Source organism: Candidatus Binatia bacterium, assembly GCA_036382395.1.
GTDB lineage: Bacteria > Desulfobacterota > Binatia > HRBIN30 > HRBIN30 > JAGDMS01.
In genome coordinates this window covers 1-14312 of record DASVHW010000035.1, presented here as the reverse complement: position 1 = coordinate 14312, position 14312 = coordinate 1, and the positions used below count along the sequence as shown (strand labels likewise).

Here is a 14312-nt window from a genome sequence, read left to right as displayed (position 1 = left end):
TAAGCGCACCGATCCGCTGAACGCCGAGGCGCAAGCGGCGCTCATTGGCAGCGAGCCGATGTCACTGCGCAGCATCCGACAGCGCTGCCGGATGTTGGGTACCGATGCGACTGCCGTGCTGAGACGCTGGACCCAAGCGACCGTGAGTTCTTGCTTACGGAGGGTCTTATATGCAGCGTGGATGGGTAGTGTCCTTATTTCGATTTGACATCAACCTAAGCCTTTTTCGGCACAGCGGCTCTCACCCTCCCAGCACCACACCCCATATCCAGTCCACCAGCGCATGCGTGAGGGCGGCGGAGGTGATCTTGCCAGTTTTGCGCCACACCCACCCATACGCGAGCCCGGCGAGTGCGGCCATCAGCATGTAGGCGAAATTGGGCACGGGGTAGCCCTTCGTCGCGTTGTCGAGGTGCGACGCGCCGAAGATGACGGCGGCGACGACGAGCGTGACCCATCCCTTCCCGAAGCGCTGTTCGATCCGGTTTTGGATGATGCCGCGAAACAGCAACTCTTCCGGCACGCCAATCAGCAGATAGATCGCGACAAGCTTGAGCAGCCAGTCCCCCGGTTGGAAGGGGGTGAGGCCGAACCCGAGGAAGCGGATGGCGAACCCGAGCGGCACACCGACGACGGCGAATGCCCCGAGCCCCTGCAGCGCGTGACCTAAATCGCTGCGCGTAAATCGGAAGGAATATCCCAACCTATCCAGCGGACGGATGACGAGGAAGAGCAGGAACGCCAGGTCCGCGCCGATCAGTTTGGGGATGGGAAGGGCCAGGCTCGGAGCCAGCCGGGCGGAGGCATCGGGCAGCCAGTCAAACTCGATCGGGAACCACAGCGCGAGGATCACGATCACATCGAACATATCCAGCGGCTTGTGGTGTGCGGGACGGTAGAGCATGGCGAGGGTGGGGATGCCGATGTAGGCGACCATTCGCACCAGCCCGTCGAAGAACTCGCCCGGATTGCGCCCGGCCTCCGGCAGCGTCGCAAGCAAGTAGGGGAGGATGAGCATTGCCGCCAGCAGCCCTCCGTGCAGGCGGTGGTCGTAAAGGCGGCGCAGCGCAGCCACCACTCGCGCCGACGCGAGCGCGAAGTACGGGGCCACGAGGAGGACGAGAACGAGCCAGATCATGGCCGCTCAGTACAATCCGCTCTCAATGGTCCCCATAATCTACTGGGGTGCCTTGCCGCAAACGATGTTCGGAACGAAAATGCACCACTACCGATCTCTCACGTAACCACGGCCAAGTCGAGCTTGGCAGCATGGACGGATCGGGTGCGCTGATAACGATCGTTACAGGTGCTGATGGCTGCAAGAGCGGGTGTTCATTACTCAGGGGGCGCTGGGATACTATGATGATGACGATGACAGTGGCAGTGTAGTGGTTGGAGTTGAGTGTTCGCCCCCTCTGCGCTTTGTGCCTATCTGCAACCTATGTCCTGGGTACCTGTCGTCGCCTGCGGTTCAGCGCCAGGAGTGCAACCAGACTCAGCATCGCCACCAGCACGACCCCCATTCCGCGACTCAGCAGGGGCACGTGACTCGGTTGTGACCTCAGCTTGAGGACGAGGTGCAGCGTGGCTTCTTTCTGAATGTTGTAGTCCGCTAACGTCCGACCGTCTTCCAGAACCTTCCCCGCGACGATAGCCGGTACGCCCCTGTCAAAGGGAAGGGGACATTCTTCTTCGGCTATGCAAGAGGACTCGCGCTCCTGATAATTGCTCATCCCACCGCCTACCGCTGCTGAGAACGGATACCTCGACAAACGATTTGCACTCGTGCCCCGACGCCAGACCCTCGGGTGGCAAGCCATATGCTTCTCCGACACTCAGGAACGTGGCGGACTTGCTCGAATAAGAGAGGTGGCACCGGCGGCACCAGAGTCAAGAGAGACCATTTACTGAAGCAACACGGCGGCGTTCTCCCTGTGGAGAGGCGGGCCTCATCCGCAAGTCCGGACGGGGAAAACCACGCCCGGCTCGACGATTATCAAACGCTCCGGGTGGTCGGCGTCGACATCATCCATCCGCATCACAGCGCCTACCCAGACAACGCCCTTACGGTGCGCCGCTCAGGCGCGAGCGTAGGTCGCGAGCCAACCGCCGGGAGGGGTGAGGTCGAGGATGTCGGGTCGGACCGAGGCGCGGCCGGAGAGGAGAAACCGCTCGCCACGATAGGCCCACACACGCAGGTCGGCCCATAGGAAGACATCCGCGGTCCCCGGCCCGCGCAAGCGGGACTTGGGGACCCGTCGCTGCGCCACATAGCCCTCGCCTTTCGTCAGGAGCCGCCGCAGGCGCGTGCGGCCAACCTGCGAGCTCGTGAGCAGACCGCGGCTGGCAAAGCCGTGGATGGGCTTGAAAACCAACATCTCTTTGCTGCGCACGAGGTCGTCCACGTTGTCTTCTCGCAGCAGAAAGGTCTCCGGGACATGGGCACTCAGCAGCGCGCGTTCCGCAGCCTCAATGCCCAGCCGTCCGTCCCAGTCTGGGCGGGAGAGGAGCTCGAGCAGCCGCTTGTCGCTGCGCGTGGCATACGTAAATGGGTTTGGCGCGACGTAGGTCCGGCCCGCTTGGTAGGCGGCACGAAGCGGGGAAAACACCGCATCTTGCCAGAAGAAATCGGTTGAACGGTTGATGACGAACGAGACCTCCTGCTCTTGCCAGAGCAGTTGTGTGCCGTTCCAGCGGATCTCCTGGGGCGCAGCAAGCTCCGCCAGCCAGCCACGTTGGCGCAAGAGCCCGCGCAAGAGGATCAGCTCGTGGCGAAACTTTCCGCGTTCCAACGACTCCCGGTCGTCCAGGATCAGGAACACATGCCTCGGAAATTCGCCGAAGAAATCCCGCGTCTCTCTTTCCACCATGCTGGCCACGCGGTCCGCCACGGTTGCAAACTCGGGCGGTGGCTCTATGGCGGAATCCCGGTGCAGCCCGAAGATCTCATAGAACAAGCGGTTGATGAGCGCGGCGAAGAGGAACCCGGACCCGTTGTCGTTGCATTCGATGAGCTGCCATGCGGCGGGCTCCTCGGTGGGAAGATGAAAGTCCCAGGCACTGAAGAAGCACACCTCGTCCCGTTTCGGATGCGCAATCTCGGGGACAGAGGCGGGTCCGTTCTCGTGCCATGCGGACCGGGTCGTCACCCGATCGAAGGTGCGGATGAAGTTGTCGATCTCAGCCAGAATCGCTTTGGGAATCTCTTGATGCGCCAGTGCGACCGAGAACCGCTCGGGTACCTCGGGCATACCGGACTCTTGCAGGGCTGCGAAGAGAGTCGCCGCAACGGCATCCATCGGTGGCAAAGGTAGCATAATTGTAAATCGGCATGCCGTTTGACCTCCGATCGGCGTCCAAGATTGACCCGACCTGAGATCACCTAACCCGCTCCGGACATTGAACTTTCACACCGCCCGCCGGGGTCACGATTGGACGCCGAAAGGGGTCAACTTTGGAAGCCGATTGACAGGCATGGCAAAAAGAAAAAGCCCTTGGGGGACAAGGGCTTTTCTCGGTGCGGTAGGCTCAAAATCTGCTCCGCCTTGCGCGGGTGGGGGTTCAAGTCCCCCTCTTCGCACCTCCCTCACCTCGCCGTTCGGGCGGCCACCCCGTGTCGATCACACCACTTCTTTCGTCTTGCAACAGCCCCGCTCTTCTGAGCATGCTGCATCGGATTATGGTTGGTGGACTCGACAGTGCCGCAGGGTGGGGACCGGCGGCGATTCGGCGGGGGCCTTCTGCCAGGTTGGTTTGCTGTCTCGTTTCCATCTGCCTCCTTCGCCTCGCCGCGCAGGGCGCGGAAAGCGAAACGCCGCCGGCGCAGGAACCGATCGTAGCGGCCATTCGCGGCATCGTCGAAGCGGGCCGGCAGCCGCTTTTGCATCGGCCGGATTTCTCCGACCGGCAGGATTCCACCCGGCGACTGTACGAAGCGGCGAACTTCCGCCCCCTCTGGCTGCGCAGCGATAAGCCGACCAGTCAGGCAGCAGAGATCCTCCGCGCGCTGTCCGAGGCGGACCGGCGCGGGCTGTCGCCGGAGGATTACGACGCGGCACGATTGCGCGAGGAGGCGGCGCGCTTCGATTCCGCCACGCCGCCAGCGGCCGGAGACGCCGGAGCGTTCGACACCGCACTGACGGTCTGCGTCCTCCGCTACATCTCCGACGCGCACCTCGGGCGCGTCCCGCCCCGCGCCGTCGGATTCGCCCTCCAGATGGAGGCCAGGCGGTTCGACCCGGTGGCGTTCGTGTCGCAACTGCCGGCGGCGGAAGCGCCGGCGCGACTTCTGGCCACGCTCGATCCGCAGTTTGCGCTCTTCGCGTCTCTCATCACGGCGCTGGCGCACTGGCGCGATTTGGCCGCGCGCACCGATTTTCCGCAGGTTCCGGACCTGCCGAAGCTTCACCCGGGCGAGTCGCACGCGGGCGTTGGACCGTTGCGGGAGTTCTTGCGCGCCATCGGCGACCTGCCGAGCGCCGCCCAAGCGCCAAAGAACGCTGGCGTGTACGATCCCGACCTGGTCCAGGCGGTGAGGCGGTTTCAGGAGCGCCAGGGCCTCGGCGCGGACGGAGTCATCGGCGAGGCGACGTTGAGCCAGCTGCAGATCTCTCCGGCGGGCCGGGTACGGCAGATCGAACTGGCGCTGGAGCGGCTGCGGTGGCTGCCGCCGCCGGAAGACGAGGCGTTCGTCGTCGTCAATCTGCCCGAGTTCCAGCTGCGCGGATACTACCGCGGGAATACCAGCCCGGCGCTGCAGCTGCGCGCCGTGGTGGGCTCGGCCTCTCTGCGTCACGAGACGCCCGTGCTGCACGCCCGCATGCAGTACCTCGTGTTTCGCCCGTACTGGGATGTGCCGCCCACGATTGCGCAGAAAGAAATCCTGCCGGATTCAGAGCAGGATCCGGCCTACTTCTCCCGGCACCACTTCGAGTTTCACCACGGCCGCATCCGGCAACGCCCCGGGGACGACAACGCCCTCGGCTTACTCAAGTTCGTCTTTCCCAACCCGTTCCACGTCTACATGCACGACACACCGACCAAGAGACTGTTCGCAAAAAGCCGGCGCGATTTCAGCCACGGATGCATCCGCGTATCCGACGCGGCGGCGCTGGCGGAATTCGTGCTCCGCGGGCAGGGCAAGTGGGATCGCGAGGCGATCGATACCTCCATGAAGAGCGGCCGGAACAACCGGCGTGTGTATCTGGAGCGGCCGGTCGGGGTCTACCTGCTCTACAGCACGGTCGTGGTCGACGAGGACGGGACGACGCATTTCTTCAAGGATATCTACGGGCACGATGCGCGACTCGACGCGGTACTTGCAAAAGGTCCGCCGTATCCGTATCCAACTCCAGCACCCGTCACGGTCGAGGTTGAAGCGGAGTCGAAATGAATCGGTGGATGTGGAGAACCGCGGCGGTAATCGTCCTTTGCTGCGTGCTGCCCGGCGCCTCGTCAGCGCGAACGCGCGGCTCCCGTTTTTCGAAGCCGAGGGCCTGGCAGGGCGAGGTGCAGCGATTGCCCGCCGCACCGGCCGAGTGGCCCCGTCGCGAGGTTCTGGATCTGGCGATGCGGGCGTACCGGTGTGGCCGGGCGGAAGGTCAGTTCGACAGCCCTATCCTCACCGTCATCGACTACTCGCTGCCGTCGACCGAGAAGCGGCTCTGGGTGATCGACCTGGCGAAACGCCAGGTCCTGTTCCACGAACTCGTCGCGCACGGACAGAACAGCGGCGAGGCGTACGCGGTGGATTTCTCCAACCGGCCGGAGTCCCGTCAGTCGAGCCTCGGGCTGTTCCGCACCGACGACGTTTACGACGGCCGGCACGGCGAGTCGCTGCGGCTGATCGGCCTGGAGCTGGGGATCAACGACCGCGCCGAGGAGCGCCGCATCGTGATGCACGGCGCCGCCTACGTCAACCCGCGCGTGGTGCAGCGCTTCGGCCAGCTCGGCCGCAGCTGGGGCTGCCCCGCGGTGGATCGCGCCGTGCTTCCGCAAATCGTGCGGCACATCAAGGAGGGCACGGCTCTCTTCGCGTATTATCCGGATCCCCGCTGGCTGCGCCAGTCGCGCTTCCTGCAGTGCGACGCGAACCTCGCGGCCAAGTAGGCGTCACCGGCGGACCGCCCGTTGACACTCTCTACGAAGCCGTTTCCGGAGCGCCGGCGGCCTGAAGAAGCCAGACAACGAGAACACACCGGAGCATCACGATGACGCCGCGGCCATAGGCCGGGGGGTAGTAGCGTGTTCGCTTGGCCCTCCGGCCATCCTCGGTGGCGAGGTGGCTGGTTTTAACGTTCTGCCCGACCGTTGAGCGCCACCGCGGCCAGCGCCGGCAAGTAGGTCATCGGCCGACACCCCGAGGGCCGCGGTGACCCGCTCCAGCGACCGCCGCCGCGGCCGGCGGTACTCGCGCTCCCGCAGGTAGACCAGATCCTGCGCGAGCCCTGCCTCCCGTGCAAGCTGCTTCTGTGTCAGTCCGCGTGCCAGCCGCAGCTTCTTGAGCCGCTCCGGGAATGTGGCCTCTGCGAACAGCGCAAACGGGACCGCGATTGTGGGACTGGCGCCCACCCCGAACACCACCGCATCCGAACGTAAAGTGGTGTAGGCCGCCAGTTTGTGAATCGGCGTCCAAGTTTGACCCCTTTCGGCGTCCAATCGTGACCCCAGCGGGCGGTGTGAAAGTTCAATGTTCGAAGCGGGTTAGGTGATCTAAGGTGGGGTCAATCTTGGACGCCGATTGGGGGTCAAACGGCATGCCGATTTACAGTATTCTTTAACGTAACATCCCTTATGTATTAGACTTTGGCCCTATGCCCACCCAAAAGCGCCCCCAAACAGCCCTGATTCCCGCACATAATCTACAACATAACGTTCCAGCCCGGCTTGCGGAGGCCAAACGGAGCCTCGCGCCCTCGCTGACCTGTACTTCCGGAGCCAGGTCGCCGGCCAGGCCGGTGCCGTCATCGAGGCCAAGCGCCGGGACCTTGGACGGCTTCCTGGCGTTCTACCTGCGCCTGTGCGGACGCGACCGGTCGGAGGAATGGTACACGTCGGGTGACTAGCGAGTTACTTAAGCCGCTCACCAAAGCCCGGCTCGCACCAAATCGCGTACGGTGGGCTAGTCCGGGCTGTGGCAGGGCAGGCAGGCCCCGGAGACGGAGCCGACCAAGTAATAGCTCGGCGGTTGCGCCTCGACTCCCAGGAGGGCCTGGCTGACATCACTCTGAAACCTCTCGAGGTGCTCCCCGATCAGCGGGTGATTCGTGGGCCGCCCGTACGCCTGCAGCGCGGCAGTGTCGTCCCGCATAGCGAGCAGCAGCCGTTTGACCTCGGCATGTCGTGCGGCATCGATGGGGCCCGGTTGACGCATCACCGCGTCGAGGGCGCGGACATCATCTGCCAGCTGCCACATGGCGGAATGTAACTGTTCGCGCGTAATGTACTTGAAGTTCGGCGGGTACGTGTGCCGGCGCAGCAGCGCAGGGACATCCGCGCACCCCGACAGCAGGGTAGAAGACGCGACGATTGCAAGCAGCAGTTGTCTTCGTTTGAGCACGTTCCCCCGCCTGTCGCACGGCTGCAACAACGTTGTCGCCGACCGAAGCGGCGAGTTCACCCGGCTGGCGCAACATACCAAGTCAGCGTGGAAATCTCATCAGCCGATATTTCCCAGAGGGGGGGTAGACGGTTAGCTCCTCCACCCCCAGCCGGTTGTGGTTCACCAGTCGTAGCCGTCGGTGACGTCGTCCTCGGTAACAGGACCGGTGACGACCGCTTGTTCGAGAAGCCGGCGGAATACGAGGCCGCGACTGCTGGAGGTTCGGCGGTTGAAACGGAAGGTGAACTCCTCCAGGTAGGACTGCAGGTGGCCTGGAGTGACGGCGCCCTGGTGTGTACCGAGAATCCACCGCTTGAGCAGGCTGGCGACCCGGTGCACGGCGGGCATGACCACGTGGGCGGGATCGTCTGATGACGACAGCACCGTCTTCTGGCGCGTGTATCCGTGCTTGGGCAGGTCGTTGTAGCCGCCCCAGCCGTCAGTGCATACCGTGGAGGCGGGGGCAACGACGTCGCACACGAACGGCAGGAGGTTGGCGCCCGACGCGTCAGGGACGTGGCGCATGCGGACTCGCCCGAAGCCCTTGGGGTAGAGAACCTCGACGGCGATGACCACGACCGACCTCGATGTGCCACGTCCGCGCTTGCCGCCGTGTTCGACGCCCCCGACCAAGGTCTCGTCGACTTCCACGTTGCCTGACAGCGGGCTCCGCTCCGCACGAACCATCGCCACTCGGTACCGTTGCAGCATCGCCCACGCGACTCGGTAGCTCGTGCCCAGCGTGCGCTCGAGCGTCTTGGCCGATAGGCCGTTCTTGGCAGTCGTCACGTGCCACGCCGCTTCGAACCAGGTCGTCAGGGGTGTGCGCGTCTTGTCGAGAATCGTTCCAGCCGTGACAGAGGCGTGATGCCGGCACACAGGGCACACCAGGCGACCTCGCGTCTGGCGCCATGCCGCGGCGGTGCCCTTGCATGCCGGGCAGGCGAACCCACCCGGCCAGCGCAACCGCTCCAAGTAAGCGGCGCACGCTGCCGCGTCCGGAAACATCTCCACGAACTCGCGGTAGCTGCGCGGGTAGTCGCGGCCCGCGACCAGCGCCAGAGGTGAGGTCGGCTCTTCGGACGATACGCCCACCACAACATCTTGGGGCAGGAGGAGCTAACCGTCTACTCCCTTTTTCCCAGATGGACGGCACACCAAGCTGCCTTGGTACGCTCGTAGCCCACTTCCGGAGACTTGGGCCAGCGTTTTCTCCTGGTGACGCGGGAAGTCGTTCCCCGTCGACGCTCGCCCGGGCCTGCCGAGACGGCTCGTGGACGCGCACGACGGTCGTGCGGTTGCCGCGGCGATATATCGTTGGTACGATTTCCTCCAACACGTACCGGTTCTCGAAGCATGTCCTGAGCTTGTCGAAGGGGGAGCGCGCATGAGAAAGTCCATCGGGTTCCGTCTCAATGGCCGGCCGATCACTTTGAACACCGACGAGGATCGCAACCTGCTCTGGGTACTGCGCTGCGATCTGGCGCTGACGGGGACCAAGTACGGATGCGGTGAGGGTCTATGTGGAGCCTGCACGGTGATCGTCGATGGCAAGGCGGTGCGGTCTTGTCAGACTCCGCTCAAGGCCATTGAGAACACCGACGTGGTCACCATCGAAGGCCTTGCCCGCGACGGAACACCCCACCCGCTGCAGCAGGCTTTCATCGATCACGGCGCCTTTCAGTGCGGGTACTGCACGCCGGGGATGATCATGAACGCCCAGGCGCTGCTGCTCGATCAGCCGCGACCGACGCGTGCGGCGATCCTGAAAGGGATGGAGCAGAACCTCTGCCGCTGCGGCGCGCACCAGAGGATCGTCGCCGCTATCGAAGCGGTGTCCCGCGCGCAGGGAAGCAAGTCATGAGCGCTGCCCGGGGTATGGACCGCCGCACGTTCTTGAAGCTGGTCGGCGGAGGCATCGTGGTCTTCGTCAGTGTCAGCCCCTCCGATCTCCTTGCCCAGGAACGTCGCCCCAGTTACCCGGAGGATTTCAACGCCTATCTCCGCATCGGTGCAGACGGCCGCGTGACCGTGTTCTCCGGAAAGATCGAGATGGGGCAGGGGGTGATGACGTCGCAGGCGCAGATGGTGGCCGAGGATCTCGGCGTGGCGCTCGCTTCGATCGACATGGTGCTCGGCGATACCGACCAGTGCCCGTGGGACATGGGCACGTTCGGTTCGCTGACCACCCGCATGTTCGGCCCGGTCCTGCGCGCGGCCGCGGCGGAAGCCCGCGCCGTGCTGCTGCAACTGGCCGGGTCCAAACTCGGTGTGCCGAAGGCGCAACTTGCGGTGGAGAACGGGGTGGTCTCGGTCGTCGGCGACCCGGCGCGGCAGGTGACGTACGGCGAACTGGCGAAGGGAAAGCAGATCGCGCGCACGGTGGGTGAGAAGGCGGTGCTGCGCGCGGCGTCTGAATTGACGGTCATGGGCCGCTCGCCGAAACGCAGCGATGCACCGGAGAAGGTGACGGGGGCGGCGAAGTATGCGGGGGATGTTCGGCTCCCCGGAATGCTCTACGCCCGGATCCTGCGTCCGCCGGCGCATGGTGCCAAGCTGGCGAAACTCGACACCTCCGCGGCCGAGAAGATGGCGGGGGTGTCGCTGGTGAAGCAGGACAACCTCATTGCCGTCTTGCACGCCGATCCGGAGGTCGCCGGCGCGGCGCTCGAGCGGCTCAAGGCGGAGTGGCGCACCGCGACGGCGACGGTCGACCACGAGAGCATTTTCGATCACCTGCTGAAATCGGCGCCCAAGCCGGAGGTGAAGGCGCAGCGTGGCGACCCGGCTGCGGCGCGGGCAAACGCGACGCGGCTGTTCGAGGGGACCTATCGCAAAGGCTACGTTGCCCACGCGCCGATCGAGCCGCACACCGCCGTTGCTGCGGTGAAGGACGGGAAGGTGACGGTGTGGGCGTCGACGCAGACACCCTTCCCGATGCGTGAGCGGGTCGCCGAGGCGCTGGGGATCGCGGTGGGGAACGTACGCGTGATCACTCCCTACGTCGGCGGAGGGTTTGGCGGAAAGAGCGCCGGGCAACAGGCGACGGAGGCGGCCCGGCTGGCCAAGATCACCGGCAAACCGGTGCAGGTTGCCTGGACCCGCGCCGAGGAGTTTTTCTACGACACGTTCGATCCCGCGGCGGTGGTGAAGATCGTCTCCGCGATCGATGGGAACGGACACGTCTCGCTCTGGGACTACGAAGTGTACGCCGCAGGCGACCGCGGCACGGCGCTGTGTTACGATATTCCGAACGCCCGCGTGCGCGCATACGGCGGCTGGATGAGTGGCGGCACGAGCCCCCATCCGTTCAGTGTCGGCCCCTGGCGTGCGCCCGGTGCGAACATGAACGTTTTCGCTGGCGAATCGCACATCGACGTCATGGCGGCAGCGGCGGGCGTGGACCCGGTGGAGTTTCGCCTCCGCAACACCGCTGACCCACGCATGCGAAGCGTCATCAAGGCGGCGGCCGAAGCCTTCGGCTGGACGACGGCGACGGCCCCGAGCGGCAAAGGGTGCGGGGTGGCGTGCGGCATCGATGCGGGAACCTACGTTGCGCTCATGGCGCAGGTGAAGGTGGATGCCGTCCAAGGGGCGGTGCAGGTGGAGCGGGTGGTCTGCGCGCAGGATATGGGGCTCGTTGTGAACCCCGACGGGGCAAAGATGCAGATGGAAGGATGCGTGACCATGGGGCTCGGCTACACATTCGCCGAGGAGGTCCGCTTCCGCGGTGGTGAAATAGTCGACCGTAACTTCGGAACGTACAATCTGCCGCGTTTTTCGTGGCTGCCGCAGATCGAGACGGTGTTAGTGAACAACGACGCACTGGCGCCGCAGGGGGGAGGGGAACCCGCGATCGTTCCCATGGGCGCGGTGATGGCCAATGCGGTGTTCGATGCCAGTGGTGCACGTCTGTCACGATTGCCGATGACATCCGAGCGGATCCGTGAAGCGATCCGCGCAACGCGGGAGCATGGGAAACTCGCCAGCGCCGAAAACGCCTGAGGCTGCGCCTTTGGGCCCGGATCGTCGCCAAAGTCGGCGAGCTTGGCCGCAATCTCTTCGAGACCCCGAGCTGGACACGGCCTAGCCGAATGCCGGCGATCCGCTGGAGCGTGCGAGGAAGCCGACCGCATCATCGAGGGGACACGATGCGTCCCGCAGTCCGAATGGCAGAGCGGAAGGCCGTCGCCGGGTTTGACGGGCGAGACGACGGGTGTAGCCTTACGGGTACCCCTTGATTTGCAGTGAAGAAGACGGATGCGAGCGTTTCCCCATCGGTTTCCACGGACGGAGGCGGGTGCCGCGCGGTGGGTGGCCGCCGGGCAGCTGGCGCTCAACGTGCTGCTGCTGCTCGCCGGCGCGTGGCTGGCCGCGTCGGGAAACCGACTGGCGTTCTTGCTGTTAGCGCTCGTCCCCCTCGCGTTCGTTCCCTTTTCCTACGCGCGCGTGCGGCTGCATCGTCTGCTGGAGGCGCACGTCGCGCGATCGGTCGTCTGGCCCGCCGCCGCGACGGGCCTATTGTTCGATGCAATCATGGTCGCGCAGGTGCTGAGCGCGCGGCAGATGGAGCCGCCTTCGATCTTGTCTGCGTCCGGCATCGCGTGGATCGGCGCGGTCTGGTTCAGCGGCCATGCGTTACTGCTGCTCGGGTACGCGTTCGGGGGGCTCACCCGCCTGGCGAGCCGATGCATCCGGCGCGTGCTGTCGCTCACCCCCTCTGCGGCGCCGCCCGCGGCCGATGGGTGTATCGGGCGGCGAGAGCTGCTGCAGAAGGCCGGCTTATTCGGCGCCGCCCTGCCGTTCGGCGTCTCGCTCTCCGGCGTGTCGTTGTCCTACGACTTCCGTGTTGAAGAGCGGGAGATTGTGCTGCCCTTCTGGCCGGCGGCGCTCGATCGCCTGCGGGTCGTCCATCTCTCCGACATCCACGTCGGCGGTGCGATGGACCGGCGCCGCTTGTTGCGCGTGGCGCGCCTCACCAACCAGTGCCGTCCGGATCTTGTGCTCCACACCGGAGACTTTCTCACGCACCGCGCCGGCAACTTCGACGCGCCGCTGTACGAGGCGCTCGCGCGCATCCGGGCGCCGCACGGGCAATGGGCCTGCCTCGGCAATCACGACTTCGACGACCCGCAGCGGCTTGAGCGGCGCCTCCGCGACTGCGGCGTGATCGTCCTGAGGGATCGTATCGCCGCCGTCTCCGTGAACGGTGAGCCGATCGAGATTGCCGGAATCGACTTTCAGTTCGATCGCTGGCAACGAGCGCTGGCGTACGAGCGGATCGTGGCGGCATGGGGCCCGCGTCGCCGTGTGCCGCGCATTCTGCTCAACCACGATCCCAGCACGTTCAAGACGCTGCCCGCAGGCTGTTCTGATCTCGTCCTCTCCGGACACACGCACGGCGGGCAAGTCGGCTGGCAGTTTGATTCCTCGCACGCCATCACCGTGATCGGACTCGCGGGCCTTCCCGATCAGGGGTTGTTCCCGCGCGGCGACATGCGCCTGTACGTAACCCGCTGTGTTGGATTCTACGGTTACCCGATGCGGATCGGCATCCCACCGGAGATCGCGCTACTCGTCCTGCGTTCAGCGCACGCGGTCTGATGCACGCTGAGCTACGATGCTCAAATGGTCCGTCCGACCACATCGCACCGAGTCAAATCGTCGAGGCGGGGACGAGCAGTACAGCGTGCGGTCCCACTAAGAAATCCCATAAAACCCTACCACTATGGGATTTCCGCGAAATCACGTGTGCCACAAGGGTTCCGCGCTAGAAACAAACCGTCAACCGCCGGTCGGTGCCTAACGGGACATCATGCGGCGATCGCCCTCAACCTCTAAGCGCGAAGGAACCCGTGACGGTCGTGCGATTCGGCCTCCGTTTCTCCCCCACACTGTACCTCCTGTCGGAGAGTTTGGCGGCGGAGGTATTCATACGCCTCGGCTTGGCGTTCGTCGGCCACAAACCGAAACACGGTTTGGGCAACCGCCCGGGCAAATTGGTTCAGCTCCGCGTGCGTGATCGGCCCGAGCTTCTCCTCAATCGAGACGAAACGTTCGGCGATCTGCATGACGCGGTTGAGCGTATCGATGGCGGCCAGTACTGGTGGGGTCTTGCCAAAAGACTTGTCCGTATCCTCCGGCGTGGCCTTCTCGACGAAGTAATGCGCCAACACCTTGGCCATCGCCAATTGTGGCCGTAAATCAAGCAGTCCATCGCCGTTCATTTCCTGGAGGAACAAGGCTCTGAGATCCGGCCTGGTCTCGAAGATCATCGCAATGGTGTCGGGCTTCGCGTACTGACCATCGATTAGGCCGCTCAGTTTGGGATTCTTCGCTTCCCCGCGTCTTTCGCGCGCCGGATAGCCAGCGCCATGCACACCGCACACGCGAAAGCCTCGGCGGGCGGCCTTGCTGCATTGCCATTGCTCACCGTCATCGATTTCCCACCGTTGGCACCGCAAGAGGCCTTCCGGATGCCGGCGTGAAGGGGGTAGCCGTGGATCGAGTGGCCACGGCGGCGGCCCGGCCTTTCTACCACCTCCAAAGGGGTGTTGCTGTTTGCCACTTCTCAGCGGATCTCCGCCGTTTCTGTTCGGGCTCATGCTGCCACCGCGTTTCGGGCGCTTCCAGCCATGGCTAACACCTGAGCAAGCGGCACACCGGCCCGGTAGGCTTCAAGCTGTGCGTCGGTCCAGTCCCTGGGGTCGAT

13 protein-coding genes are annotated in these 14312 nt (G+C 64.8%); 6 read left to right on the top strand and 7 right to left on the bottom strand.

Annotated elements, in window-relative coordinates; all coding sequences use genetic code 11:
• On the top strand, nt 1–208 hold a 208-nt coding region (locus VF515_01950), incomplete at its 5' end, for a hypothetical protein (GenBank protein ID HEX7406390.1).
• A 33-nt stretch (nt 209–241) separates the two neighbouring features.
• Here the strand turns inward: VF515_01950 and VF515_01945 are convergent.
• The 3 genes from VF515_01945 to VF515_01935 all read right to left on the bottom strand — a co-directional run bounded on the left by VF515_01945 (nt 242) and on the right by VF515_01935 (nt 3317).
• Nucleotides 242–1138 carry a CPBP family intramembrane glutamic endopeptidase gene (locus VF515_01945; protein ID HEX7406389.1) on the bottom strand — a complete coding sequence of 299 codons (897 nt, stop codon included), beginning with the start codon at nt 1136–1138 and terminating at the stop codon, nt 242–244.
• Between the two features lie 301 nt (nt 1139–1439).
• Entirely contained in the window at nt 1440–1733 is a 294-nt protein-coding gene (locus VF515_01940) for a ubiquitin-like protein (GenBank protein HEX7406388.1), read from the bottom strand.
• A gap of 345 nt (nt 1734–2078) precedes the next feature.
• Nucleotides 2079–3317 (bottom strand): hypothetical protein, encoded by a 1239-nt coding sequence (locus VF515_01935; GenBank protein HEX7406387.1) that lies wholly within the window; start codon nt 3315–3317, stop codon nt 2079–2081.
• 347 nt (nt 3318–3664) lie between these two features.
• On the opposite strand from VF515_01935, the gene VF515_01930 reads away from it, so the two are divergent.
• Complete coding sequence (locus VF515_01930) at nt 3665–5392, top strand: L,D-transpeptidase family protein (GenBank protein HEX7406386.1); 1728 nt, start codon at nt 3665–3667, stop codon at nt 5390–5392.
• Complete coding sequence (locus VF515_01925) at nt 5389–6108, top strand: murein L,D-transpeptidase catalytic domain family protein (GenBank protein ID HEX7406385.1); 720 nt, start codon at nt 5389–5391, stop codon at nt 6106–6108. The genes VF515_01930 and VF515_01925 overlap by 4 nt, the downstream gene beginning before the upstream one ends.
• A 96-nt stretch (nt 6109–6204) precedes the next feature.
• Here the strand turns inward: VF515_01925 and VF515_01920 are convergent, their stop codons facing one another.
• The 3 genes from VF515_01920 to VF515_01910 form a co-directional block, all read right to left on the bottom strand.
• Nucleotides 6205–6657 (bottom strand): helix-turn-helix transcriptional regulator, encoded by a 453-nt coding sequence (locus VF515_01920; GenBank protein HEX7406384.1) that lies wholly within the window; start codon nt 6655–6657, stop codon nt 6205–6207.
• Nucleotides 6658–7120: 463 nt separating this feature from the next.
• On the bottom strand, nt 7121–7558 hold the full coding sequence (locus VF515_01915; protein ID HEX7406383.1) for a hypothetical protein: 438 nt from the start codon (nt 7556–7558) through the stop codon (nt 7121–7123).
• 162 nt (nt 7559–7720) lie between these two features.
• Nucleotides 7721–8608, bottom strand: coding sequence for an IS1595 family transposase (locus VF515_01910; GenBank protein ID HEX7406382.1), 888 nt, complete (start codon nt 8606–8608; stop codon nt 7721–7723).
• A 379-nt stretch (nt 8609–8987) separates the two neighbouring features.
• Between VF515_01910 and VF515_01905 the strand changes: the two genes are divergently transcribed.
• From VF515_01905 to VF515_01895, 3 genes are all read left to right on the top strand, one after another.
• Nucleotides 8988–9464 (top strand): (2Fe-2S)-binding protein, encoded by a 477-nt coding sequence (locus VF515_01905; protein ID HEX7406381.1) that lies wholly within the window; start codon nt 8988–8990, stop codon nt 9462–9464.
• The gene (locus VF515_01900; GenBank protein HEX7406380.1) at nt 9461–11605 is read left to right on the top strand and encodes a molybdopterin cofactor-binding domain-containing protein; all 2145 of its coding nucleotides are present in this window, start codon (nt 9461–9463) and stop codon (nt 11603–11605) included. Before VF515_01905 ends, VF515_01900 begins: the two co-directional genes overlap by 4 nt.
• Nucleotides 11606–11860: 255 nt before the next feature.
• Nucleotides 11861–13204: a metallophosphoesterase gene (locus tag VF515_01895; protein HEX7406379.1), complete on the top strand. Its 1344-nt coding sequence runs from the start codon at nt 11861–11863 to the stop codon at nt 13202–13204.
• Between the two features lie 233 nt (nt 13205–13437).
• On the opposite strand, the gene VF515_01890 is transcribed toward VF515_01895, so the two are convergent.
• Nucleotides 13438–14064 (bottom strand): hypothetical protein, encoded by a 627-nt coding sequence (locus VF515_01890; GenBank protein ID HEX7406378.1) that lies wholly within the window; start codon nt 14062–14064, stop codon nt 13438–13440.
• Nucleotides 14065–14312 lie beyond the last annotated feature (248 nt).